The sequence below is a fragment of the Bacteroidota bacterium genome (genome assembly GCA_008933805.1).
In the GTDB taxonomy this organism is placed as follows: domain Bacteria; phylum Bacteroidota; class Bacteroidia; order UBA8524; family UBA8524; genus SB11.
The window spans coordinates 111,693-137,218 of record WBUH01000006.1; the positions used below are offsets into that span (position 1 = coordinate 111,693).

The window sequence follows — 25,526 nt, forward strand, 5'->3', positions numbered from 1 at the left end:
GAGTACTTTCGGGGGATTTTTATTTTAGGCCAATGCTAGCCCTAAGCGTTAATCTACTATCCCCAATTGTTTTACCAGTTCAGCCTTTTTGCCGGTTTGAGGGGCAAGGCTTAAAAAGAATTTCGCGTTGGCCTTGTTTTGCGACTGCTTGATGAAAAACTCAAGCGTGCTATATGCAGGGCCTGCCAAACGGCTGTTTTGAGCAGCAGCGGCATCTAAAAGATTGTTAAACACGTTTTGATTAAACAGGTTCAGGCGTTTCAAAGCTTCAAACGCATTCAACCTTGTACGGAATTCATACCCCGGCCCGGCAAATGCTGTTAATTGCATCCAGTATTCGGGTTTGGCAGTGGCCACCATGCTGCCCGCAGCTTCAAGCCATTTAATGCGCATGGCATTGTTCATCCCCAAAACATCTTTAGTTGCCTCTAAAAAGCGTTCTCGCAAATCGGGATAGTCTTTGCACAATTTGTCAAAAACTGTTTCAATCACCACGTACGATGAGTCTTTTAGCAACGCCTCCACCTCAAACAATAACTCAAAAGGCACTTTGTTCATGGCGCTAACGGTTGCTTTGCGCACATTAACGTTTGCATCTTTTAATGCTTTTACAATGTGTTTGGGGCTTGCAGTATCGTTTGCCAACTGGGCAGCAGCTTCAGCACGGAGACCGTAAAAAGCAGCCTCGTCTATTACCTTATGCAGCAACGCACGTTTCTTTTCAATATCGGTAGTCTTCAGCTCAAGCAACGCCAAATAGCGGTCAATAGGCTCATTTGCTCCCAGTGCTTGTCGTTCCAACTCGTTGTAAGAACGCGTATAGGTAAGATTTTTCAGCACCTTGTTACCCGCATCAAACACCACAAAAGCCACCTCGTCGTTATTGGCATTGGGTATGTCAAACGTTTCGTCTTCTTTCTCTACCCAAACACGTTGGCGGGTATGGGTGCCGTTTTGGTAATACACTTCAATATCAAAGTGCATTTTAAACAAACCAATCACATCGGTTTGGCGGTGTATTTGTTTCACGTGAACGCGGGTAGTACGTCGTCCGTTTCCACCCTCAAGTTTCAAATCTTCCCACTTCACGCTGTAGTGGGGTTCTCCGCCTTTGTATAACCATTGCTCAAAAAACCACGAGGGCGAAAGTCCTAAAACGTCTTGTATTGCTTGGTATAAATCGTTGGTTTCAACGTTTTTATAGGCGTGTTTGGTTAAGTAATGGTTTAAGGCACGGTTAAAATCAGCTTCACCTAGCTCGTCTTTCAACATCCCGATAATTACAGAGCCTTTGGGGTACATCCTTGCTGAACCACCCATTGAGTGACGTACCGGATAGCTGTCTTTTTTGCCGGCATCCAACGCCCTGTCCATTTCACTTTTCAACGCCCATTGGTAAGGGGCTACGCCTTCTTCACGAAGCACCCATAGTTTTGGGTAATAGGTAGCGTAACTTTCGTGCAACCACATTTCGCTGTGGCTGCGGTGGGTGATATAATCGCCGAACCACTGGTGGGTGAGCTCGTGGCAGTTTACACCTACATAGTTACGGTCTAAGAAAGCTCGGTTATCTACATAAAAGAAATCGCCAAAGATGGTGGCCGTGGTGTTTTCCATTGCACCGTACAAAAAGTCTTGCACCATAATCTCGGCATAGCTTTCCCAAGGATAAGGGATGCCGGTTTCTTTTTCCAGCAAGTCAAACATCTTTTCGGTATAGCGGTAGGTAGGTTCTACCCACTCTTTCAAATCAGGATAGTACCAAAAGTAAAGAGGTGTTCCCCTTGATGTTTTACTTTGACGGATTTCATACTCACCAATACCTAACATTAACAGGTAACCTGCATGGGGCTTAGTCATAGCATAATGCCACGTTTTAGTGTTATTCCCGTTGTCTTTTTCAGTCAGTTTGTTTCCGTTCGAAAGCACTTTGTATTTCTTATCAAACGTCACAACGGTCTCGGTAATAAACTTATCGTTGGCATCGTCGTACATGGGTATCCAGTGGCGGTTGTCTATGCCCTGTCCTTGTGTCCATACTTGCCTGCGTATTCTCCACGGGTTAGTATTAGTAGGGTCTTCGGGTTGGTCCCAACCAATAAAATAAATACCGCGTTTTGGAGTTGCTTCGTACACAAACACCAAGTCGTAGGCTTTATTGTCTTTGCTGTATGCTAAAGCGGGGCTTGGGAAAACGGTAACACCGTCGCTATTGGTAGTAAACTTAACGTCCTTACCGTTCAGTTGTGCCGATTGTATTTTTATTCCTGGCGCATCAAAAAAGATAGAATCAACCACGCTGCGTAACGGGATAAAAGTATGGGTAACCTTGCCTTTTACCAGTTTTTTCTCAGGTTCAAAAGACACTTCTACCTTCATGCGAGTAATATCAACGGGATGCTCACGGGGTGCCAGCTTATCATCGTGGGGGTGGCACACAAAATCTTGCTGTGCGCTTGCGGCCGTAACGACAAACAGGGTGAAAAACGAGAGTACTATTTTCTTCATGCTGTTATGATTGTGTAATCGACAAAAATATGAATTTGACGTACCCCTTCCTAACTATTTGCAAGGGGTGTGTTTACCCTCTTCCTAAATCTCTGTTTTGTCTCAATTTTTTCTTCCCTTTGGCGTGAAAGAGGGCTGACAAACCATCAGGTAAGGGTTTGGGGCAAGCTCAAAACCTCTGCCTTTTACTTTTGGGCGATGGGAGGCATTAAACTTTTTTGTAATTTGTCGGTATGAAAAAATGGCTGCTGTTTTGGGTTTTTATTTGTTTATTCAGCTTTTCGTGGGCAAAAGAAGCCTACAACATAAAAGTTAAAATTAACGGATTTCCTTCGGGCTCAATAAAGCTTGCCTATTACTATGGCGATAAGCAATACATTAAACAAGAAGGAATTACAGACGATAAAGGCCAAATTGTTTTTAAAGGCGATACAGCCCTGCCAACAGGTGTGTATATCGTTTTCTTAGAAAACGAAACCTACTTTGAGATTTTGGTAGAAGAGCAGTTTTTCTCAGTAGAGGCAGACTATGTTGCCGACAAAACACTCTCAGTAGCTAAATATACAGAGACACTAAAGGCAGAGAAATCACCACAAAACAGCCGCCTGTTTGCCTATAACTTGTTTATCAAACAAAAACGGGAAGAGACTGAACCCTTAAACAAGCTGAAAGAGATTTACCTGAAAGACCCTGCCAAAAAAGCCGATGCGGATGATATTGACAAAAAGCTGGTTTTAATAGATGCGGAAGTAGAAACCTATCAAAACAAGATAATAGCGGATTTTAAGGGTAAGATGATTTCAAAACTTCTTTTGGCTTCCCGCAGGCCTACTATCCCGGAAACAATAACGGATGACAATGAAAGGTTCTACTATTACCGTGCTCGTTTTTGGGATGACTTTGACTTTAATTTTCCGGGGCTTATTTACACACCTATTTATCATCAGCGCATAAAAGAATACATGGATAACCTAACGGTATCTCATTACGATTCGGCATTTGTATCTGCCGACCTCATAATACAGTTGGGAAAAAACAACCGCGAATTCTTTAAGTATAACGTCACTTGGTTTTTAAACTACTACGCAGCCTCCAAAACCGTTTGCTTTGATGCCGTGTATGTAAAGCTGGCAAAAAAATACTACGAAACAGGCTTGGCTGATTGGGTAGAGGCCGAAAACAAAAAAAAGATAATTGATAATGTTAATATGCTTTCGCCGTGTTTATGCGGTAAAAAGGCGGCCGATATAAAGGCCAAAACCGAAACGTATGCCACCCCTTCGATGTATAACGTGAAGGCAAAATATACGGTGCTGCTATTTTGGGAATCGGATTGCGGCCATTGCAAGCGGGAGGTGAAGGAAATGAAAAACGTTTACGCTACTTATAAAGATAGTGGTATGATGGTGTACTCAGTAGAGGTGGGCTTGGATAAAGAAAAGTGGCAAAAATACAGTGCCGACGAGGGCATTACTTGGATAAACCTTCACCATAGCGACATAAGTAGCGATGTAAGAGCTGATTTTGATGTAAGAACAACCCCTGTTATTATAGTGTTGAATGAGAATAAAACCATTTTGTACAAAAAGATTGATGTACAAAACCTTGAGAAGATTCTTAAAGCTAAGTTAACACCATGAAAAAGCTGTTTTTAACCGTTGTATCGCTGTTTATTTTGGCTGCAGCCAATGCCCAAGATTCTACAGCGTTGAGTAAAGGAATAATGCAAGCCCTGCAAAGCGGCGACATTGAAGACCTGAAAAAGCTAGTCGCCTCACCCGAGGTTTACAAAGCCTTGTATGCCGAAGCAAAAACCCTTACTGATGAACAGATAAAGGAAAAAACCAGCGGCAACGAAAAACTGAAAAGTGATTTTGAATCGTTGCTGGGCAAAGCAAAGGAGAAGAAAATCGACCTTAAACAACTGCACTATGATAGTTTGCATACCGAAAACCCTTGGGGCAGCGATGAAGCTCCATGGGCAATGAGTATTTACATGAGCATCAACAACAAAACAGTTGAGTTGGCAGTTTCTGCCTTGCGTTACAACGGCAATTGGTACTTTATGGAGTTTTTAACCACTACCAACGTTTTCAAAGAGTTTTAGGCAATCTCCATATTATCGATAAGGCGCACAGCACCCACCTGAACGGCGGTTAACGCCACTACTTTTTGACCCGTTTTGTATTCAACCAGCGGGGCAAGGGTTTCACCGTCCGCCAGTTCAAAATATTCAACCTCAGCTCCGGGAATTTTTGCCAGCCTCTCCCCTCCTACTTTTTCAATCTCAACGGCTTCCAGCTTGCTAAGGTGTTCTTTTGCCCACACCAACACCCTGTATATTTCGGCAGCATTCTCTCTTTCCTCATCCGTCAACCTCAAATTCCGTGAGCTCATAGCCAATCCGCTTTCTTCACGCACAGTCGGTACGGCAACTATCTCAACAGGCACATTCAGTTGTTTCACCATCGTTTTCACCACCAACACCTGCTGATAATCCTTTTGCCCAAAGTACGCTTTGTGGGGTGCTACCGCATCAAACAGCTTTTTAACAATAGTTGCTACACCGTTAAAGTGGCCAGGGCGGTGTTCACCCTCCAGTCGTTTATCAATACCCAATAAATCTACGTTTAGCAGGCCCTCGTCTTTTCCGTACATCTCGTCGGCATTGGGATAAAAAAGCACATTGCAGCCGCTCTTTTCAAGCAGCAAAATGTCTTTTTCAATCAGGCGGGGATACTTTTTAAGGTCTTCGGGGTTATTAAACTGCGTAGGGTTAACAAAAATGCTGCATACTGAAACATCATTTTCTTCGTTAGCCTTTCTGATTAATGTAAGATGCCCCTCGTGCAAAGCACCCATGGTAGGAACAAAGCCAATACTGCTGCCTTTTTGCGCGATAGCGGTTAAAAATTTATTGATTTGAGATATTTTAGTAAAGATAATCACGCACTTACAGCTATTAACATCATTTTGTGGAAAATTGGCAATATTGGATTATTTTAAGTAACTTTGCAAACACATTTTTACTGCAATATGGGAAGAAAAAAAGTTCTGTTCGTTTCATCAGAAATGAGCCCTTTTCTGACAAGCACATCATCAGTCTCAGAAATTGCACGCCTGCTTCCACAAGCCATTCAAGAAAAAGACAACGAAATTAGGGTTCTTGTCCCTCGTTTTGGCTTGATTAATGAGCGCCGCAACCGCTTGCACGAGGTAGTACGCCTCTCGGGCATCAACATCACCATCGACGATAACGACAACCCGTTGATTATCAAGGTAGCTTCACTACCCGATGCCAAAATGCAAGTGTATTTTCTAGACAACGAAGAGTACTTTCACCGCAAAGCGCTTTATCATAACGAGGAAAACCAGTTTTTCCCTGATAACGATGAGCGCACCATCTTTTTTTGCAAAGGTGCACTTGAAACCGTTAAAAAATTAGGTTGGGCACCCGACATTATTCACTGCCAAGGCTGGATGACCAGTCTTATCCCTCTTTACCTGAAAACCATTTACAAAAACGAGCCTGTATTTAAAAACTCAAAAGTTATTTACAGCATTTTTGAAAAAGAGTTTCAGGAAAACCTAGGCGAAGATTTCGCCCGCAAAGCTAGCCTTAACAATATTGAACCTGAGCAAATGGCCTGTTATGATAACGGCTCTTGCAACGGCCTATACCTTGGTGCCATTACACACGCGGACGCTGTAGTTAGGGCCGGAGGAAATATTGACCCAGAGGTGGAAAGCACCATTAGTAAGTTGGAGCGCCCCGTGCTAACCCACGACGACGACCAACAATATGCAGACAATTATTTACGTTTCTACGACGAAATATTATCAAGTAACAATTAACACTTGAAAAAAACAGGATTTTATTGGGGGGTGGCGGCGCTCATCTGCGCCACCACCCTTTTTTCGTGCAAAAGCGACGATGAAAAATTAGGGCTTAATACGGGAACCAGCCCAGAGGTAATGGTTATTGATACCTTTACGCTTTTTACGCGCACCTTACCCGAAGATTCATTTGCCACCAGCAATCTTTCGTTGCAAATTTTGGGAGCACTTAACAGCACTGTGTACGGAAAATCTACCGCCGGCATTGCTGTAAACTTCACGCTTCCTTCATCAAGCAACTTTACGTTTCCGGCAGGCAGCACTATCGACTCTGTGTTTATAGTGATGTCTTATTCAGGCGAGGATAATTTTCAAGGTAACCCAAACACCCCCATCACCCTTAATGCTTACGAGGTGAGCGAGGTTTTGAGCCCAGACTCTCAATACTATTCGCGACGAAATATTTCTTATAATCCTGCTCCCATCGGCACACTTTCTACCAAGTTAAATGTTAAAGACAGTGTGAGCATTACTTTTAACGGAACTACAACCAAAGAAGGGCCTCAACTGCGTTTGAAGTTGAACAATGCTTCTTTTGGAACTAAAATTATAAACGGTGCGGCTGCAAACTTTGCTACCAATACCGCTTTTCAAGACTTTATCAGGGGAATACGAGTAGAGGCTGATAACAGCACATTGCCGCAAGACGACGGTGCTGCTGCTTATATGAACCTTACTTCGGGCATCTCGGGCATACGTGTGTACTACAACGATACCCAGCAGGTGTTGTTCCCTATAAATAAAGACAACTCAGCATTTGCCAACTTATTTAACCATAACTTTGCAGGTACTAGTGCCCAAACACAGTTTACCGTGGGCGCTAATTACGACGAGTGTTACTTGCAATCGATGGCAGGAACCCGTGTTTTAATACAAATTCCGGGGCTTGATAATTTTGCAAAAGACAGCAGGTATGCGATTGTTGGAGCAAATTTAACCGTTTCGTCAAATGCGTTAGGAATTGGCGCGGGTTTTGATGCACCAACACGACTGTTGTTACTATTTAGAGACTCAACCGATGAAGTATCGCTGGTAGCAGATGCAATTAGTGAGGCAGATTTGTTTGACGGAAAATACAATAGCGACAGGCAGCAGTACACCTTTAATATCCCTAGACACCTGCAATACGTGGTAAACGAAAACCGCAACCACGGTATAAACTATAACAAGGGTTTTTATTTGAGGATACCTTCAGATAATCCTATTACCGCAGGCCATCTTACACTGGATACCCGCAAGGGTATTGAGAGGGGCATAAAGCTAAGGCTGCATGTAATAAAAGTACGATAAGTGTTAGTAGAATTAAGCAATCATTTGGCAGAAGGCTGCCCAACCGTTGAAGACTTTTTGAAGGCAGAAGGGCTTGCATACCACTTTGCACCCATCCCTTCAAACCCTGTGTATGTTATTGTTTCATACATAAACGATACACAGATACAATACTTGCAAAGCCTTAAAACGGTTTCAAAAATCACCCAAATAGGTACTTCTTACCAGCTTGCCAGCCGCAAATGGAAAAAGAACTCTACGGTGGTTAAAACCGGTTCGCTTGAAATTGGCGGAGAATACCCCGTGCTGATAGCCGGACCGTGCGCCGTTGAAAGCGAGCAGCAGTTGTATGATATCGCTTCGTTTCTTTCAAAAAACGGAGTTAAATTTTTGCGCGGCGGAGCGTACAAACCCCGCACCTCGCCCTACTCTTTTCAGGGAATGAAAAAACAAGGGCTTGAGTTGTTGCGCAAAGTTGCCAATGAGTTTGATATGAAAGTTGTTACTGAAGTATTGGACTACTCATTGCTTGACGAGGTGTTGGAATACGCCGATATTTTGCAAGTAGGGACACGTAATATGCACAACTACCAGTTTTTGAATGGGCTGGGCAAAGTTGATAAGCCCGTTTTATTAAAACGCGGCTTAAGTGCTACTATTGAGGAGTGGCTACTTGCAGCCGAACACATATTGCTTGGCGGTAACGAAAAAGTAATATTGTGTGAGCGCGGAATACGTACATTTGAAACAGCAACGAGGAATACATTAGACCTATCGGCTGTGGCACTGGTTAAAGAGCTATCGCACCTGCCGGTGATTGTTGACCCAAGCCAGGGAACGGGGCTTTCAAAACTTATCGCACCAATGTCGGTAGCAGCGATTGCTGTTGGCAGTGACGGTTTGATGATTGAAACCCACAACGACCCTGACAATGCACTATCAGACGGACACCAATCGGTAAACTTCGCACAGTTTGAAGAATTACTTCATCAACTGCGAAATATTAGCCGCTTAAATAACCGTCCTTTTGATTTTGAAATGCAAACTGTAAATTTACGCTCTCGTTAAACAAGGGCGTTTATAAGCACCTTAAATCGTTTTTTTTAATTCGTTATTTTTATGTGTGGTATTGTTGGTTACATAGGTCCCAGAGAGGCCTATCCTATCCTTATTAAAGGACTAAAGCGCTTAGAGTACAGGGGCTACGACAGCTCAGGCGTAGCGCTGCTTAATCACGACCTTAAAATTTTTAAGAAAAAGGGGAAGGTTAGTGAACTTGAAGAAACTGTAAAGAACGAAGACATTACGGGTAACATTGGTATAGGTCATACTCGCTGGGCCACACACGGCGAGCCTAATGATGTTAATGCCCACCCGCACGTTTCGCAAAGGGGTAACATGGCCATTATTCATAATGGCATTATCGAGAACTATTCTTCACTGAAAAAAGAACTGATGTCTCGCGGACATGAGTTTAAAAGCGAGACTGATACTGAGGTGCTAATACACCTTATTGAAGAAATACAACAAAAAACGGATTGTGCTTTTGAGGAAGCTGTTCGCCTTGGACTTAGCGAAGTGGTTGGGGCCTACGCTATAGTTATTGTGAACAAAGACGAGCCTAATTTTTTGATTGGTGCACGCAAAGGCAGCCCGATGGTATTGGGTATTGGCGATAACGAACACTTTATTGCTTCTGATGCCGCGCCTTTGATTGAATACACCAAAAACGTTATTTACCTGAACGATGGTGAGATTGCCATTATTAAAAACAATGAGCTAACGATAAAAACCATCGATAATGCGGTGAAAACCCCTTACATACAAGAGCTTGAGATGAATCTTGAGCAAATTGAAAAAGGCGGTTACGACCACTTTATGATTAAAGAAATTTACGAGCAACCCCGCTCTATCCGCGATAGTTTCCGCGGACGCATAAGCGTTTCTGACAACAGCATACATATGGCCGGTGTAACCGAGTACATGGATAAGCTGGTGAATTTGAAGCGTATTATAATTGTGGGCTGCGGCACATCATGGATTGCCGGTATTGTGGGCGAGTATTTGTTTGAAGAAATTGCCCGCATTCCTGTTGAGGTTGAATATGCCTCAGAATTCCGCTACCGTAATCCTATTGTAGGCGAAGGTGATTTTGTAATTGCTGTATCTCAATCGGGCGAAACAGCCGACACGTTGGCTGCAATTGAACTAGCCAAGTCTCGCGGAGCAACCATTTTTGGTATTTGCAACGTGGTAGGCTCATCAATTCCCCGTACTACTGATGCAGGAGCCTATACACACGCCGGCCCTGAAATTGGGGTGGCATCAACCAAAGCATTTACTGCACAGGTTACAGCACTAGCCCTTATAGCATTGGCCGTTGCAAAACGCAAAGGCACTATCAGCGAGGAAAACTTCCGTAAAATCTCGTTTGAGATGGAAACTATTCCTGATAAAATCCAGCAAATACTTGACAATACCGCTGCACAGATTAAATACATTGCCGGTGAGTTTAAAGACGCTAAAAACTTCTTATACCTAGGCCGTGGATTTGGTTTCCCTGTAGCTCTTGAAGGTGCGCTTAAACTAAAAGAAATATCGTACATACACGCCGAAGGCTACCCTGCTGCTGAAATGAAGCACGGACCGATTGCGTTGATTGACGAAGAAATGCCGGTGGTAGTAATTGCTACACAACACAGCAACTACGAAAAAGTAGTGAGCAACATACAAGAGGTGAAAGCCCGTAAAGGCCGTGTAATTGCTATTGCAACCGAAGGAGACGACCACATAAAAACAATGGCCGACCATGTGATTTACATCCCTGATTGCCAAGAGTATTTCCTTCCCTTGTTAGCTATTGTTCCGTTACAGCTGTTGGCATACAACATTGCCGTAATGCTTGAACGCAACGTTGACCAACCCCGTAACCTTGCAAAATCGGTAACGGTAGAGTAATAGATAAACTTATTTGACCCTGAATGCCGTTGTAATTGTATAAATTACAACGGCATTATAGTTTTATGAAGTTAAAGGCTCTTTTATCATACCTGATATTCTTAGTAACCATAACCGGTTTATCCCAATCGTTTAATCCCGATAAAAAATTTGCTGCAAGGCAACTTGTGCAAGACTTTGACTATATGTCAACCGCTCTTGAGAAGGCACACCCCGGGTTATATTGGCACGTTGACACAAATAAATTTGACGACTGGAAAGAAACTATTAGAGAAACCATACTTCGCAGTGACTCATTAACTGAAACCGAGTTCTTACGAAAAGCAGTGTTGCTTACTTTTCCAATCGGCTGCTCGCATACTTCGATAGATTTTTCCGAAGCCCATGAAAACTGGTGGCAGCAAAACGCCCTTTTACTTCCTTTTAACCTATTTGAAGCCGACGGAAAATACTATGTGTACCAAAATTATAGTGATAATGCCATCTTAGATTTTGGGACAGAAATACTGGAAATCGATGGAGTCCCAATCAGCAAGATTTTTGAGCAAATATCCCTTGCCATCCCTACTGACGGCGGTAATTTATCGCGCATAAAAAACGTCCTCAAAACAGGGTTTTATTATTACTACTCGTTTGCCATTAAAGAAAGCGCGGCACAATATGAAGTTACCTGCTTGCAAAAAAGCAAAGAGGAAGCCGATATCACTATCGTAAAGGGCATTACTAAAACACAATTAGATACTAAACGGAATGCTTTAAACAAAAAACTACCTCCCATTGAATGCTCTGTTAACAAGGAGCTAAATACGGTGGTGCTAACCATACGCAGCTTTCGTAAAGATTTGATGGACAATGCCGGGATTGATTACAACAGGTTTTTAGATAGCTTTTTTGTACTAAGCAGAGTTCATGAATACAAAAACCTTGTGATAGACTTACGCAACAACGCCGGCGGCCTCAGTGAGTATGGCGCGAATCTTCTCTCTTACCTATCGCCTAAACTTTTTGTGTATTGTAAAAACCAGTGGCTTACATCGGATACGTTGTTTGATTTTATTAACTACAACATTCCCGAAACTTTTCAGGGCTTCCCCAAGGGAGTTGTAAAAGAAGACGGGGGCTATAAATGGAAAAACCACAGTGTATTGGGCGTGCAGGAAAGCAGCTCCAATTATTTTAAGGGCAACGTGTTTTTTATTACCAACGGCAAATGCGCTTCTACCAGCACAGAGGTACTCTCTGCTGTGCGTACTTACAAACTGGGAACTATTGTGGGCGAAGAGGCAGGCGGAAGCTATAAAGGAAACACAAGCGGCGTAACGGGAACGGTTATTCTACCTATCACAAAAGCCATCGTTACCATTCCAATGGTTAGGTATGAGATGCCCATAGACAAGCAAAACACAAAAGGATTGCGCCCTGACTTCGTCATCAAGCCTGCTATTGACGACTGGCTTAACAACAGGGATGCAGAAATGGATTTTGTTTTGGAGTTAATCCGTAACAAGAAATAGTTATTTCTTCTTCCAGCTATAAAGTATAGAAACCCCTACAGGGAATTTTGAGAAACGAAGCCAAAATATTTATTATGGTCTGTATATAGTTCTTTAATTAAGCCTTTTCCAAAAAACAACCTTGTCCTCACCATCAAGGTAAAAATCCCTAATGACAGCTTCGCGCTTGTAACCACATATGTCGTAAAACTTCCTTGTTAATTCAAACTCAGGTAAGCCGGACGTCTCAACCAACAAAATACGATTACCATGTGAGTTGAGCAGGTGCTCAACATAACTCATTAGTTTTCTGCCTATACCTTTCCCTTGAAAATCTTTATGAACAGCAATCAAATAAAGATTATATGTGCCTACAGTAAGCCTTTCGGGGGCACAATAAGCAACAGCAATGGGTTTATTATTGTAAAGTTGTGTTAACCAAATATCCTGTGTTTCAGGGTTAGAAAAATAATCAGAAACCATACCTTCGAGCAAATCGGGAGGAAAAAGTCCACTTGTAGCTATTACATTCTTAAGGTCATCTAAATCGCTCTTATTTATTGCTCTGATGTTGTCTGACATTTTTCTTAGTGTTTATTAATGGTAGAGCAAAGCTATGATGGATTAACGGGCAATACTTGTACGGTTCTGCTATTGTATGCTTTTGAGGGTTTAATGCCTAACATACTTTTGAAACTTTTACTAAAATGAGGTTGATCGTAGAACCCGCTATTAATTAGTGCATAAAATAAATCCTCTTTATTGTTTAAATGCTCCTTTATGGCTGATTTCAACTTGACCCAAACAAGGTATTTTTTTAATGAAATGCCGACATTAGTTTTAAAAAGATGAGAAAGTCTGCTCTCTGAAAGATTAGTAACAGATTGCAGCTTTTTTATTGTTATGCTGTGTTCGTAAGTATTGGTATTTAAAAAATCAATAACTGTCCTTATACGGCGGTCATATTCCGTTGCAAAACTTCCCTTCATCGTTTGTTGTAAAATTACATCAATGGTTTTGTGCGCTTTTTCGTACAATGATTCAATGAAGAAACCATTTTTCAAGTCAATTTTTGCAAAAGTTAAGCAGTCATTTATCTGTTTATTATGATGTTCAAACATAAATACTTTTAGCCCACAATTTTTTGCACAAAGTCTGTGCTTTTGATTAGCTCCAATAATTGCAAACTTTAAGTTTGAAAAACCCTCTAGGCCGTTCCATAAGGTAAATGTCCCATATTTAGCAATGATAACTTCAATCGCGGGGTGTTTGTGATATTCTGTCTCAACATCATCTTCAAACTCAAAGAAATAGAGCCCTTTGTTGGTATCAAACTCTTTGACTATCATTGTTTTTACCATCTAACGGAACAATTAGCAAAAGTAAACTACACTTTGTGTAATACCCTTATTCATTTTTTAAAACGACAACGAACATAAGCACTGAGTGTTTATTTGACAGCCAGCATTCATTATCAAGTAATGCGTATAGCTATCAACAAAAAGAAGGCACTTAACTCTTCTTCCAGCTATACAGTATAGAAACCCCTACAGGAAATTTTGAGAAACGAAGCCAGCTTAGTTCAATCCTGAAAAATGCTGCCAATAGTTTATTGGTAAAACCGTTGTTGAACACCCCGAAATCTGATCCTGAGTTGTTTTTTGTGCTACGCTTGGGCAATAGTTTTGAAAGCACCCTGAACACAAAAATGGGAGGAAACAGCAGCGAGTTGAAATAACTTGAAAATCGCTCTGAGCCGTCGGTATCTTTTTCAAACAAGGCTCTTACACCACTCATCTTATAGCGACGGAAGTGATGGTTCACCTCGTCGTGTTGGCTCCAAAGCACCATCAGCGCAGGAACGGTAATAAACAAATCTCCGCCGGGTTTGCACACGCGCTTCATTTCGCGTACGGCCAGCGTATCATCCTCTACGTGTTCAATCACATCAAACGCACACACCAAATCATATTCGCCGGCACCAAACGGCAGCTCAAGTACTGAACCGTTAATCACCTCCTTATTCAACTCTTCACGCAAAAAGGCACAACAATCCGCATCATATTCCAGCGAGGTAACCTCACCAAACTTTGCCAGCATATCACTGGTAGCACCCGTTGCCACCCCAACGTTCAAAATTTTAAGCGGGCTGCCTTTATATATATTCCTGCGAACATAATCCTCCAATATTTGGGCACGCACGGTAAACCACCAATGCCCGCGTTCTAGAGTGTAATACTCTTTGTAGTAGCGTTTATCCATTTTGAGGGTGCAATTTATGCCCTGATTTTTAGGATTGGTAAGGATTTTTAGGATTTTTCATCCTGTCGCTCTTTTTTTGCGGTTAAAGTTAACTCATTAGCTATTTATTTATGATTTACGAAGAGACCACTCATACGATTATCGGATGCTGCATGACAGTTCATTCAAAGATAGGCTGTGGTTTTCAGGAAGTGATTTACCAAAGGGCGTTGGCAATTGAGCTTACTAAAAACAACGTTTCTTTTGTTAGAGAAAAGGAAATGAAGATTTTTTACGACGAAACTGAAATTGGAACCCGTCGCGTAGATTTTCTGATTGATGATATAATATGCTTGGAATTAAAAGCCGTAGGAGCATTTGAGGATTATCATTTTGTGCAAGCATTGAATTATCTTGAAGTTTATAACCTGCCTATGGGTTTACTTATTAATTTTGGAGCAAAGAGTTTAGAGTTTAAACGGATATATAATAAAAAACACCCCTTAAACAAAAAATCCTTAAATCAACCCAATCCCTAATAATCAAGGTAAACCGGATGGTAAAAAAAGAAACTCCCAAAAAAGAAACTGCCGCAGCTACTGTTGGCCAACAAGAGGGCTTTGGCAGTAAAGAGTCGCATTTGTGGATACTTACTGCCGCCGCATTGGTGGGCTTTTACTTTTACTCCACCAAATCTGTAGGGTTTTATCAGGACGATGAGATTGCCCACTTTATGAGTATGCTGGGCTTTTGGGACGACCCTACCAGCGTAATGGGTAACTGGGCAAAACCCGGCTACAAGCTGCTGTACGCCTTGCCCGCCTTATTGGGCTATAAGTTTGTAGTATTGTTTAACTGCGCCATAAGTGCCTTGGGATGCTGGCTGGCTGCTAAAACTGCCCAGCATTTTAATAAAAAAGCGGCTGTGCTTGCCTTTGTATTAGCTGCCCTACAACCTGTTTGGATTGAAATTTCTTTCCGCAACTACGCCGATATACTTTCGGGCGTATTGCTCATCGGCTCCGTTTATCTGGCTTTAAAAGAGAAATGGCTGTTTAGCTCCCTGTTGCTTTCGTATGATGTGTTAATCCGCCAAGAACTTATTCCCTTAGCCCTTTTAATGGGCTTGTATCTGTTAATTAAGCGCAAGTGGGTGCCTATGATTGCTTTGGGTGTTTTCCCGCTTCTATACGCTTTGTGGACACTTAGTGCCAAAGGTGATTTTTGGTACATGATTACTGAAGCTGCTGCCACATCAGCAGCCTATGCTAAAGAATATCCCAAACAAGGATTGGAGCATTACATATTAATGTCGGCAGTAGTTTTTGGAGCTATCCAAATAGCATTGCTCGCCGTAGCCACCTATCAAATACTTAAAGCCGCAGTATCAAAAGGATGGTTGAAAAGCAAAGACTCAGAAGTATTGTTTGTGTTTGTGCCCTTTGTATTCTTCTTTGCCATTCACTGTATATTTAACCTTAAAAGCCCTGAAATTGGCCCTGCAACCGGCGGTAACTTGCGCTATATGACGGCCATTTCGCCACTGGTAGCAACCTTAGGAGCACTAAGTTTGCTGTGGCTTAAACGCCCTAGTTTATCAGAGTTAGGAATTGTTTTGGGCGCTCTTGCTGTATTCGTACTGATTTTTATGACTTACGAGCATAGCTACCTGAAATTTACCATCGACCCAAAAACAGAAGATAAAATAAAAGACTTTTTCCCCTTTGTGTTTGTGTTGGCAGGGGCTGCACTTTACTTTATCCCGTTGAAAGGATTGGCACTAACGGGTGTGGTTACAGGATTGGGTTTACTGTATGCCAGCAAAGAGGTGCACCCATACAAACTATCGGAAGAAAATGTATCGGTGCGTCAATTGGTGCAGCGCCTTAACAAGCAAGGCGATTTGAAAGACCGCCCCTTGTATTGCAACCACTCAAACATTTGGTACTATTGGCTTACTGAAACCAACAGCCGCAAAGAAAAAACAGGCACGCTTGATAGTGCCAGCATTATGGCGGCCCCGGTGGGTAGCTTAATGGTTTGGGACAGCCACTACGGCTACCGCCCCAACCGTACACCCGGCAGTGTAATGCCTGAATATTTTGAACAAAACGGATATAAATTTTTAGAACCGCTGATGGTTACTGCCAAAGACAGGAGTTTCCAGATAGCAGTTTTTGAGAAAGTTAAATAAATGAGCGAACAACTTAGGCTATCGGTAATTATCCCCTGCTATAACGAAGAAGACGTTATAGCCACCACTTTTGACCGATTAATGGGGGTGATAAATGCCAACGGCTACCACACCAACTACGAGGTTATTTTTATTGACGACGGCAGTCGTGATAGCACGCTTTCTATTTTAGAAGAACGCGCGGCCACCAACCCCAACATTAAACTGCTTTCGTTTTCGCGCAATTTTGGGCATCAGCCTGCCGTGTGCGCAGGTATTTGCGAAGCTACGGGCGACGTTGCCATTATTATTGATGCCGATTTGCAAGACCCTCCGGAGCTTTTCCCCGATATTATTGCAAAGTATAAAGAAACACAGGCCAACGTGGTGTACTGCGTACGCCAAAACAGAGAGGGCGTTGGTTTCTTTAAAAAACTGGCCTACAAAGGCTTTTACCGCACGGTGAATTACCTTTCAGAAGTGGATTTGCCCTTAGATTCGGGCGACTTCCGTTTGATTGACCGCCACGTGATAGATGCCTTCAAGCAATTCCGCGAGAAGAACAAATACGTTCGCGGTATTATCAGTTGGATGGGCTTTTCGCAAACACCGTTCTACTACAACCGCCCGGGTCGTGCCGGCGGCGAAACCAAATACTCGCTGCGCAAATTGTTGCACTTAGCCAGCATCGGGATGTTCTATTTCAGCAAAAAGCCACTGAAACTTGCCCTTAATCTTGGGTTGGTAAGCATACTTATCGGGTTGATTTTAACCACCGTTGTAGTTGTTGAAAAGGTAAGCGGTGATTTGGAAGAAGTACCCGGTTGGGCTTCGCTCATTATCACTATTATCTTTTTTGGCGGGGTTCAGCTAATTACCGTAGGCGTATTGGGCGAATACATCGGAAACATTTTCGACGAAGTGAAAGACCGCCCTGAGTACATTGTGAAAAAGAAGGTGAATGTTTAGTTAAACAAAACCTTTAAATTAGCTAAAACAAGACGGCTATTTCCTTTTGATGAAATCATCTTTTGCAATAAAAAAAAGCCCATATTTTCTTATTCTTATGGGTTTCGTTGGCTTTATCACAAGTCATTTCATCATTTTTGGAAACGACTTATTTGATTTAACGGCTAAACCTAAGTCTGTTTTTTCGGAAATCATCTTTACTCCACCGTGTCCAACAAAAGACAGCAGTTATTGTGGCAAAATCATAGCATTTTATGGAGACAGTAACCGCAAGCTTACCATCAGTTATTGGGGGCACGGAATGGCTAATAATGTTAAGGCCCAAAAGGACTCTATAACTAAAACCCTTGACACTGTATTAATTACTTATGATACAGTTAAAAAGATAACTATTACACAGTCACAGCTTATACAAGATTACCAAAAACAATACACCTCTGATATAGAGTTTTTTAGAAAAAACCCTGCTTTCCTCATTTGGGCAACATTTATCATTGCAATGTTTGTTATGTGGTTTGCTTCTTTTTTCCCTTTATGGGTTTTAGCTGAGGAAATTAATAAAAGTGAACACTTTTCAACTTACGGGCTGTGGAAGAAGCGATGGGCTTATTTTGGGTTCTCCTTCTTTATTCTTTTAGGCTTCCATATCACATTATTTTCATCCATTCTCGATTCAACTCCGCTGTTCACAACACTTTTCATACCCGAATGGGACGGACGTTTTTTACTAATGAACCTAATTGGCTTTATTGCTTGTGGACCAATTTTCATGGGAATGATGTTTATCTATAGGCTGTCGTCAGAATTATCAAGTGATGAAACGGTTAAAGTGACCTACCTCAAAGAGAGACTGAAGCTTTTTTTATTGGCTATTTCAATAGGCTTTTCATTTGTTATGATTACAACATCGCTACTGTATACTGCTACAAACCAATTACAGTTAATACAAAAGGTAACAAAAGATATGGGTAAAAGCCCTATACATAATGATTTTGTTATTGCCTATGGTTTAATCTATAGTTTGTTAATAGCTATCTTTTATCTGCCTGCAGCCTTAAAATTGTACCACTTACAAGCTCAGCAACCAAGAGTTAATGATGATAACTCGAAACCGCTAAAAATCGATGATTCTATAAAGGGCGTTATTGGTGAAATTCTCAAATCTTCTGCTCCTCTTGCCACAGGAATTATTTCATCGTTATTAGGTATTCTTTTCCAGTCCTGATAACCTTATACTTCCCGCACTGCTTGCTAACAATAAAAGATTATAGCAAAAGCACCAACAGCCATTGCAGTAACATGATACCGTCAACGGCTATATCATAAAACCACCAAGGCAATTTGTACAAGGGCAAAAACGTATAAACGGCTAAAAGGCCGAACACGCCCGCATAACACAACATAAAACCACCCGACGGCAACACCGTAGTAGCTACTGAAATGCTTAACAAGCAAAGCAACAGCAACAATTTTTTGGTTGGCGCAATGCCCAACCCCACAGGCCACGTGCGTATGCCCGCCAAACGGTCGGCTTCTTCATCACGTATATCAAACAGCACACTCAGCACCAACATCAAAACATATTGCAGAAACAGCAGCCATTTATCCGTAATGGTTAAATAAGTGACAAAACAACTTACATCATCTGCCTTATCTATTGCTACTACATAGGCACCCATGTACCACCACACAAACGCCAGTAAAAAAGGTTTTAGCCAGCCTATTTGTCGCAAAGCCATAAAACGTCCCCTAAAACGTATTAAAGGCAGCTCGTAGAAAACCGTAAGCAGGCCAACAGGTGCGCTGTAATACAATAAGCGTAAAAACACATCTAAGTAAAAAAAGGCCATAGCGAGCGTAGCCAGTGCCACCAAAGTAGTTGTGATGTATAAACGGTTCAGTCGTTTCTCAACCCATAACTGGCGGGGGTTTGATGCCCGTATCACCCCCTTGGCACCGTAATACAAAAACGGCAGCACATACAACACGTAACTGCCCAACGCAAGAATTACCGAGTAAACAGAGACTCCTTCTACCTCAGTAAACAGTACAAACGCTGTTTGTGTAAACGCAAAAACACAAAAAGCCACCCATAAGCGGCTATATATTAATGTTTTAATAACATACTGAAGGTAATAATATACGGTTGGTTGTTTATCCACTTAAAACCCTGCTTTTCTGTTAGTTTTATTAAACGAAGCGTAACACAATGGTAAGAATTACTTTAAAACTTCGTACCACATTCGCCCATTAATTTTTATGGCTAAACGACCGCTTGATATTTGCGTAGTATCTGATGTACACCTTGGTACGTATGGCTGCCACGCTAAGGAACTGAACAAGTACCTTAAAAAAATTAACCCCAAGATATTGATACTCAACGGGGACATCATTGATATATGGCAGTTTAACAAACGCTTTTGGCCCGAAAGCCACATGAAGGTGGTGCAACGCATTGTGAAAATGATAAACAACGGCACACAGGTGCATTATCTTACCGGAAACCACGATGAAATGCTGCGCCGCTTTGCCGATTTTGAGCTGAACAACTTTAAGATTGACAACAAGTTGGTGCTTGAAATGGACGGCAAAAAGATGTGGTTTTTTCACGGTGATGTGTTTGATATTACCATGAAGCACAGTAAGTGGCTGGCCAAGCTGGGTGGTTGGGGCTATGATTTGCTGATATTGCTAAACCGCTTTGTAAACTTTATTTCTGAAAATATATTGCGCCGCGGTAAGGTATCGTTATCAAAAAAGATAAAAAGCGGGGTGAAGCAGGCCATTAAGTTTATTGATGATTTTGAGCACACTGCGGTAGAGATTGCCATTGAAAGCGGCTACGATTACGTGGCTTGCGGGCATATACACCAACCCATGATGAAAGAAGTGGTGACCGAAAAGGGCAAAGTGGTGTACCTTAACAGCGGCGATTGGGTAGAGAACCTAACCTCGTTGGAATATGTGAACGGTGAGTGGAAGGTGTTTAATTTTTATAAAGATATGGGCTATGATAAGGCTGAGGATGCTTTGGATAAGGATGAGATTGATGCGTTGATTGCCCCCAAAATACAGCACGTTTATGAAGATATTATACGCCATACAGGGGACAGGTAACGGCCACGTGAGCCGTGCAAGGGAGATTATCCCCCATTTGGCAAATAACGGTGAGTTGGATGTGCTTATCAGCGGAACCCAAAGTGAGGTGAACGTGAACCACCCCGTGAAATATAAAATGCACGGCTGGAGTTTTACGTTTGGAAAGAAAGGCGGGGTTGATTTTTGGGATAGCTGGAAAAACATGCGAACCTTCACACTAATGAAGGATGTGTGGGATTTTCCGGTGCACAACTACGATTTGATAATTAACGATTTTGAACCCGTTACGGCATGGGCTTGCAAACTGCGCGGAAAAACCTGCGTAGCCATGAGCCACCAAGCGGCGTTTCTATCGCCGCACACGCCGCGCCCTGATAAAAAGAACCCTTTTGTGGAGTGGGTGTTTCGTAATTACTCGCCCTCGCAAGAACATATCGGTTTTCACTTTGAGCGGTACGACGATTTTATACGTACCCCCGTTATCCGCGAGGATATACGAAGGCTTGAGCCTGAAAATCTCGGCCATGTTACGGTGTATTTACCCGCCCACGATGATAAGTTTTTGGTGACAAAATTTACCAAAGTAAACGGGGTAAAGTTTGAGGTATTCAGCAAGCACACAAAAGCCCCTTACAGGGTCGAAAACACGTTTGTGTACCCAATTAACAGCGAAGCTTATACAAAGAGCCTGGAGGGCTGTATGGGCTTAATTACCGCCGGCGGATTTGAAGCACCTACCGAGGCTATTTTCTTAAACAAAAAAGTGATGGTAGTACCCATGATTGGCCAATACGAACAACATTGCAATGCTTTGGGTGCTAAAAAGGCGGGCTGTACGGTGATTACTGAAATAAACGGAAACTTTTTGAACCAGCTGAACAGCTGGATTGAATACGGCAAGCACATACACATTGATTACCCCGATGAAACCGCTGACTTTGTGGGCGAACTGGTGGCAAAACACCGCAAATTGGTAATGGTGTAACCGCCTTGTGTAGTAGAAGAAAACAGAACCCTGATTTATATAAAGCCACTAAGGCGCAAAGACACTAAATAAAGTGTTTTCGCGCCTTAGTGGTTTAAGTGTGTGCTGTTAGCTATCGTAAGCTTTCAAGGGCTTTATCAAGGTCGGCACCACGAAGGTTTTTAGCTACCACAACGCCCTTTTCGTTTAGCAAAAAGTTGGCTGGTATCGCTTCAACTCCGTAGGTAGTCACAGGGCCTGATTCCCACTTTAACATATCCGATACGTGGTATTCCCAGCTCAAACGGTCTTTATCAATGGCCGCTTGCCAGCTGCTTTTGCTATTATCTAACGATACGCTGAATACGGTAAACTCCGAGGCGTTTTTAAAGCCTATGCTTTTATACTTGTTGTAAGTTTTAACAAGGTTTACATTTTCTGAACGGCAAGGCTTGCACCACGATGCCCAAAAATCAATCAATACAATTTTTCCTTTTAATGCTGATAAGCGAAGCGTATCACCATTAGGGGTAGGTAAAGCAATTTCGGGAGCAGCATCACCCACTTCGGGCGGGTTTTGCGTAATCGCCTCGGTGATTGAAGCACGCTCGCTCTCTTTGGTTTTTTTGGTAACATCAACCGCAAAGGCCAAACCAATACCAAAAACCATTACTAATGGAAGTGCATAAAGGGTGTATTTCTTCATTTTGGTTTTATCCATTTCTATACCTCACACAAAAACAGTTCCGTTTTTATCGGGTTGTACGTGTTTATTTATTCAAAGCGTTCAATCTGGGCACCAAGTGCTTTCAAACGACTGTCAATGTTTTCGTAACCTCGGTCTATTTGCTCAATGTTGTGTATAATGCTGGTTCCGTTTGCACTTAATGCAGCAATCAATAACGAAACCCCGGCGCGTATATCGGGAGACGACATGGTGATACCTTTTAGTGTAGAGCGACGGTTAAGCCCCATAACGTTGGCACGGTGCGGGTCGCACAAAATAATCTGCGCGCCCATATCAATCAGGTTATCTACAAAAAACAGGCGGCTTTCAAACATCTTTTGGTGTATCAGCACGTTACCTTCGGCCTGTGTAGCCACTACCAGCATAATACTGATAAGATCGGGGGTAAACAACGGCCAAGGTCCGTCGGCAATGGTAAGTATCGAGCCGTCCATAAACGTATCCACCCTGTACTTTTCTTGCGCGGGGATAAAGATATCATCGCCCCTAAACTCCATTTGTATGCCTAAACGGCCAAACGTTTGGGGAATGATCCCCAAGTGTTCAATGCCTGCATTTTTTATCGTGATTTCGGATTGAGTCATGGCGGCAAGACCAATGAAACTTCCTACCTCAATCATATCGGGCAACATGGTATGTGTACAACCGCCCAAATATTCTACGCCTTCAATAGTTATCAGGTTTGAGCCGTAACCGCTGATTTTAGCACCCATGCTGTTTAGCATTTTGCTAAGTTGCTGTATGTAGGGCTCGCAAGCGGCGTTGTAAATAGTGGTGATGCCTTTTGCCATCACAGCAGCCATAATAATATTGGCCGTACCTGTTACCGATGGTTCATCCAGCAACATATAAGTGCCTTGCAGCTTTTCAGCCTCAAGACGGTATAGGGCATTGCCTGCCTCGTCGTATTGAACCGACGTAACAGCCCCAAGTTTTTCAAAGCCTAAAAAGTGCGTATCTAAGCGACGGCGACCTATTTTATCACCGCCCGGTTTTGGCATATAGCCGCGGCCGAAACGGGTAAGCAAAGGCCCCACCACCATGATAGAACCCCTAAGTCCGCCCCCTTTTTTGCGAAAATCATCAGAGCGCAGGTAATCAAGGTTTACGTTTTTTGCTTCAAAACTGTAGCTGTTTGGGCCCAGCTGCTCAACAGCAACGCCCATATCGCCCAACAGTTCTATAAGCTTTAATACATCGCGGATGGCGGGTATTTTATGAATGGTTACTTTTTCGGGTGTCAGCAATACTGCTGATAATATTTGCAGGGCTTCGTTTTTGGCCCCTTGCGGCGTAACCTCGCCTTGTAGCTTTTTACCCCCCTGTATTTTAAAAAAAGCCATAGCAGCGTATTAGTATTTGCGGCGTTGTTTTTGGTTTTGGTTTTGGTTTTGATTGTTGCGGTTTTTGTGGCCGTTGTTACGGTTTTTAAAGTTGTTGTTCCGCTGGTTGTTGTTGGGCCTGTAATTGTTGTTGGGTTGATAGCGGCCCACATCGCTAAGGGTAAGGTCTTCGGCACGCACTTTCAGTCTACCTTCTGACAATACTTCAATATGGTCTGCAATAGCCTCTGCTGAAAGATTTTCGTCGTTCCAGTTTTTACTGCTGTTACGCATAAACGAAGCTATCATGTTGATGAAGTACTGCTTCTCTTCTCCTTCTTCCATTTCGGCAGCCTTTTTCACCATCGACTGCACGTTGCGGCCATAAAACCTGAACTTGATATGGTTGCCCAAATAAGGAACTCTGTCCGGCTTTTTGTTAATGGTTTCTGGTGTTGGAATTGGGTACGGTGAGTCAACATCTAACGTAAAGTTAGACATGGCAAACAGGTGATCCCACAACTTGTGTTTATAGTCGGCAGTATCGCGCAAGTGGGGGTTTAAGTTCCCCATAATGGCAATTACTGTATTGGCTTTGCGGTTGCGTTCTTCACGGTCTTTTATCGTGCCAAGGTACTCAACCAAGCGTTGTACGTTGCGTCCGTACTCTGAAAAAACAAGGTGGTTGCGTACCGTATTATATTCCGGTAATTTGTAGTCGGTCATTTGCTATAAGCTAAAAAGAGTTCGCAATTTAATCGTTAATATTTATAAATGTATGGTTAGTGCACACAGAACAATATTTAGTGATGCCATTGACGGATAAATCGTTAACTATTTGCCTCAACCCAGGTGCTTACCCGGCTAAAAGTGTCTCAACTTTTCCCTCCCATGTAGGGAAGACGATTATGGGTTGACGGCAGGTCTTTGTACCTGCCGCTATTGATAGATTGCCAGCACTCTATCAATAGCATCGGGATTTATTCCCGATGGTTTTGGACGTTGTCAAGAAGCGAGATTCCCAATCAAGTTGGGAATGACAGGGGCAGGCAAAGCGATAAACAAGAAACTACAGCCAAACAAGTTTACCTTGTTCACGGTGGGAGTGCTTGTAAATAAAAAGGGTTAAATCTTAAAGGTTTTCTTAAGCTCGCTAAAGAAGTTGCGGCTTATTTCAAACGGCTCGTTGACGTTTTTAAGGTACATACGGCCGGTATCGTTGGTCCACTTGTCAATCTTAATCACATTCAGCAGGTTAACAATAGTAGAGCGGTGTATTTGGAAAAACGCTTCTTTGGGCAAACGGTGCATCCAGTTTTTGATAGAGCCGTATGTAACATACATCTTGTTATCTTCAAGAAACACTTTGGTGTAGTTACCGTATGCAGATATGTAGTTGATGTCTTTTACCTTAATAAGCACCATTTTATGCTCGGCGTTTACCATTATCATCTGGTCGAGCTTAAACTTAGAGTTATCAGAAAGACTATCTTCCTCCTCCCCTTCGTTCATCTGGTCGGTTATTTTGGCAACCGTTTTATTCAACCTTTCAAGGCTGATGGGTTTTAAAATATAGTCGGTAGCATTAACCTCAAACGCCTTTACTGCCTGTGTAGGGCTGGCAGTTATAAATACAATTTTGCAGGTAGGTTTTATGTAGGGAATTAAATCAAACGAACTGGCGCCGTTAAGGTCTATATCTAAAAAAATAATTTCAGGGTCACTGTCTTCAATGGCATCTTTTGCAGATAGTAGCGTATTTGCACTGCCTACTACAGTTAAGGCATCAAAGTTTTTTAGTTGTTCTTTGATAAGCTCCTGAGTCATCAGGTCGTCTTCCACTACTAAAACCCTGTATTTTTTGTTCATAGGTATATTACTGCAC

23 protein-coding genes are annotated in these 25,526 nt (G+C 42.4%); 13 read left to right on the forward strand and 10 right to left on the reverse strand.

All coding sequences use genetic code 11. From position 1 onward, the window contains the following. Positions 1-48: 48 nt before the first annotated feature. The gene (locus tag F9K23_07945; protein KAB2916526.1) at positions 49-2,508 is read right to left on the reverse strand and encodes a hypothetical protein; all 2,460 of its coding nucleotides are present in this window, start codon (positions 2,506-2,508) and stop codon (positions 49-51) included. Positions 2,509-2,741: 233 nt separating this feature from the next. Here F9K23_07945 and F9K23_07950 point away from each other — a divergent pair, with 233 nt between their 5' ends. Beyond that, positions 2,742-4,148 carry a DUF5106 domain-containing protein gene (locus F9K23_07950; protein ID KAB2916527.1) on the forward strand — a complete coding sequence of 469 codons (1,407 nt, stop codon included), beginning with the start codon at positions 2,742-2,744 and terminating at the stop codon, positions 4,146-4,148. After that, entirely contained in the window at positions 4,145-4,615 is a 471-nt protein-coding gene (locus F9K23_07955; protein ID KAB2916528.1) for a hypothetical protein, read from the forward strand. The genes F9K23_07950 and F9K23_07955 overlap by 4 nt, the downstream gene beginning before the upstream one ends. Here F9K23_07955 and F9K23_07960 read toward each other — a convergent pair. Further along, positions 4,612-5,457, reverse strand: a complete 846-nt coding sequence (locus F9K23_07960; GenBank protein ID KAB2916529.1) for a pantoate--beta-alanine ligase — start codon at positions 5,455-5,457, stop codon at positions 4,612-4,614. The two genes, F9K23_07955 and F9K23_07960, sit on opposite strands and share 4 nt — an antisense overlap. An 87-nt stretch (positions 5,458-5,544) precedes the next feature. On the opposite strand from F9K23_07960, the gene F9K23_07965 reads away from it, so the two are divergent. From F9K23_07965 to F9K23_07985, 5 genes are all read left to right on the forward strand, one after another. Continuing rightward, positions 5,545-6,363: a starch synthase gene (locus F9K23_07965; protein ID KAB2916530.1), complete on the forward strand. Its 819-nt coding sequence runs from the start codon at positions 5,545-5,547 to the stop codon at positions 6,361-6,363. Positions 6,364-6,366: 3 nt separating this feature from the next. Continuing rightward, positions 6,367-7,695 carry a DUF4270 domain-containing protein gene (locus F9K23_07970; GenBank protein ID KAB2916531.1) on the forward strand — a complete coding sequence of 443 codons (1,329 nt, stop codon included), beginning with the start codon at positions 6,367-6,369 and terminating at the stop codon, positions 7,693-7,695. Beyond that, the gene (aroF, locus tag F9K23_07975) at positions 7,696-8,742 is read left to right on the forward strand and encodes a 3-deoxy-7-phosphoheptulonate synthase (protein ID KAB2916532.1); all 1,047 of its coding nucleotides are present in this window, start codon (positions 7,696-7,698) and stop codon (positions 8,740-8,742) included. Between the two features lie 51 nt (positions 8,743-8,793). After that, a complete protein-coding gene (gene glmS / locus F9K23_07980; GenBank protein KAB2916533.1) occupies positions 8,794-10,632 on the forward strand; it encodes a glutamine--fructose-6-phosphate transaminase (isomerizing) in 1,839 nt (612 codons plus the stop codon). A gap of 65 nt (positions 10,633-10,697) precedes the next feature. Next, a complete protein-coding gene (locus F9K23_07985; GenBank protein KAB2916534.1) occupies positions 10,698-12,146 on the forward strand; it encodes a hypothetical protein in 1,449 nt (482 codons plus the stop codon). Positions 12,147-12,239: 93 nt separating this feature from the next. Here F9K23_07985 and F9K23_07990 read toward each other — a convergent pair whose 3' ends face one another. From F9K23_07990 to F9K23_08000, 3 genes are all read right to left on the reverse strand, one after another. Beyond that, positions 12,240-12,707 carry a GNAT family N-acetyltransferase gene (locus F9K23_07990; protein ID KAB2916535.1) on the reverse strand — a complete coding sequence of 156 codons (468 nt, stop codon included), beginning with the start codon at positions 12,705-12,707 and terminating at the stop codon, positions 12,240-12,242. A gap of 32 nt (positions 12,708-12,739) precedes the next feature. Next, positions 12,740-13,486: a helix-turn-helix transcriptional regulator gene (locus F9K23_07995; protein KAB2916536.1), complete on the reverse strand. Its 747-nt coding sequence runs from the start codon at positions 13,484-13,486 to the stop codon at positions 12,740-12,742. Positions 13,487-13,637: 151 nt separating this feature from the next. Then, complete coding sequence (locus tag F9K23_08000; GenBank protein KAB2916537.1) at positions 13,638-14,387, reverse strand: class I SAM-dependent methyltransferase; 750 nt, start codon at positions 14,385-14,387, stop codon at positions 13,638-13,640. 110 nt (positions 14,388-14,497) lie between these two features. Here F9K23_08000 and F9K23_08005 point away from each other — a divergent pair, with 110 nt between their 5' ends. The 4 genes from F9K23_08005 to F9K23_08020 are packed head-to-tail and all read left to right on the forward strand — an operon-like array spanning position 14,498 to position 18,733. After that, on the forward strand, positions 14,498-14,905 hold the full coding sequence (locus F9K23_08005; GenBank protein KAB2916538.1) for a GxxExxY protein: 408 nt from the start codon (positions 14,498-14,500) through the stop codon (positions 14,903-14,905). A 17-nt stretch (positions 14,906-14,922) separates the two neighbouring features. Continuing rightward, positions 14,923-16,560 carry a hypothetical protein gene (locus tag F9K23_08010; protein KAB2916539.1) on the forward strand — a complete coding sequence of 546 codons (1,638 nt, stop codon included), beginning with the start codon at positions 14,923-14,925 and terminating at the stop codon, positions 16,558-16,560. Continuing rightward, the gene (locus tag F9K23_08015; protein KAB2916540.1) at positions 16,561-17,508 is read left to right on the forward strand and encodes a glycosyltransferase family 2 protein; all 948 of its coding nucleotides are present in this window, start codon (positions 16,561-16,563) and stop codon (positions 17,506-17,508) included. It abuts the gene before it with no gap. Positions 17,509-17,557: 49 nt separating this feature from the next. Continuing rightward, positions 17,558-18,733, forward strand: coding sequence for a hypothetical protein (locus F9K23_08020; protein ID KAB2916541.1), 1,176 nt, complete (start codon positions 17,558-17,560; stop codon positions 18,731-18,733). Positions 18,734-18,773: 40 nt separating this feature from the next. Here the strand turns inward: F9K23_08020 and F9K23_08025 are convergent, their stop codons facing one another. Continuing rightward, the gene (locus F9K23_08025) at positions 18,774-19,670 is read right to left on the reverse strand and encodes a hypothetical protein (GenBank protein ID KAB2916542.1); all 897 of its coding nucleotides are present in this window, start codon (positions 19,668-19,670) and stop codon (positions 18,774-18,776) included. A gap of 97 nt (positions 19,671-19,767) precedes the next feature. Here F9K23_08025 and F9K23_08030 point away from each other — a divergent pair, with 97 nt between their 5' ends. Next, positions 19,768-20,625: a UDP-2,3-diacylglucosamine diphosphatase gene (locus tag F9K23_08030; GenBank protein KAB2916543.1), complete on the forward strand. Its 858-nt coding sequence runs from the start codon at positions 19,768-19,770 to the stop codon at positions 20,623-20,625. Further along, positions 20,591-21,592: a glycosyl transferase gene (locus F9K23_08035; protein ID KAB2916544.1), complete on the forward strand. Its 1,002-nt coding sequence runs from the start codon at positions 20,591-20,593 to the stop codon at positions 21,590-21,592. Before F9K23_08030 ends, F9K23_08035 begins: the two co-directional genes overlap by 35 nt. 112 nt (positions 21,593-21,704) lie before the next feature. Here the strand turns inward: F9K23_08035 and F9K23_08040 are convergent, their stop codons facing one another. The 4 genes from F9K23_08040 to F9K23_08055 all read right to left on the reverse strand — a co-directional run bounded on the left by F9K23_08040 (position 21,705) and on the right by F9K23_08055 (position 25,510). Continuing rightward, positions 21,705-22,292, reverse strand: coding sequence for a TlpA family protein disulfide reductase (locus tag F9K23_08040; GenBank protein ID KAB2916545.1), 588 nt, complete (start codon positions 22,290-22,292; stop codon positions 21,705-21,707). A 53-nt stretch (positions 22,293-22,345) separates the two neighbouring features. Next, positions 22,346-23,662, reverse strand: coding sequence for a UDP-N-acetylglucosamine 1-carboxyvinyltransferase (gene murA / locus F9K23_08045; GenBank protein ID KAB2916546.1), 1,317 nt, complete (start codon positions 23,660-23,662; stop codon positions 22,346-22,348). Between the two features lie 9 nt (positions 23,663-23,671). Further along, positions 23,672-24,367 (reverse strand): DUF4290 domain-containing protein, encoded by a 696-nt coding sequence (locus F9K23_08050; GenBank protein ID KAB2916547.1) that lies wholly within the window; start codon positions 24,365-24,367, stop codon positions 23,672-23,674. A 399-nt stretch (positions 24,368-24,766) separates the two neighbouring features. Further along, the gene (locus F9K23_08055) at positions 24,767-25,510 is read right to left on the reverse strand and encodes a response regulator transcription factor (GenBank protein ID KAB2916548.1); all 744 of its coding nucleotides are present in this window, start codon (positions 25,508-25,510) and stop codon (positions 24,767-24,769) included. Positions 25,511-25,526: the final 16 nt, after the last annotated feature.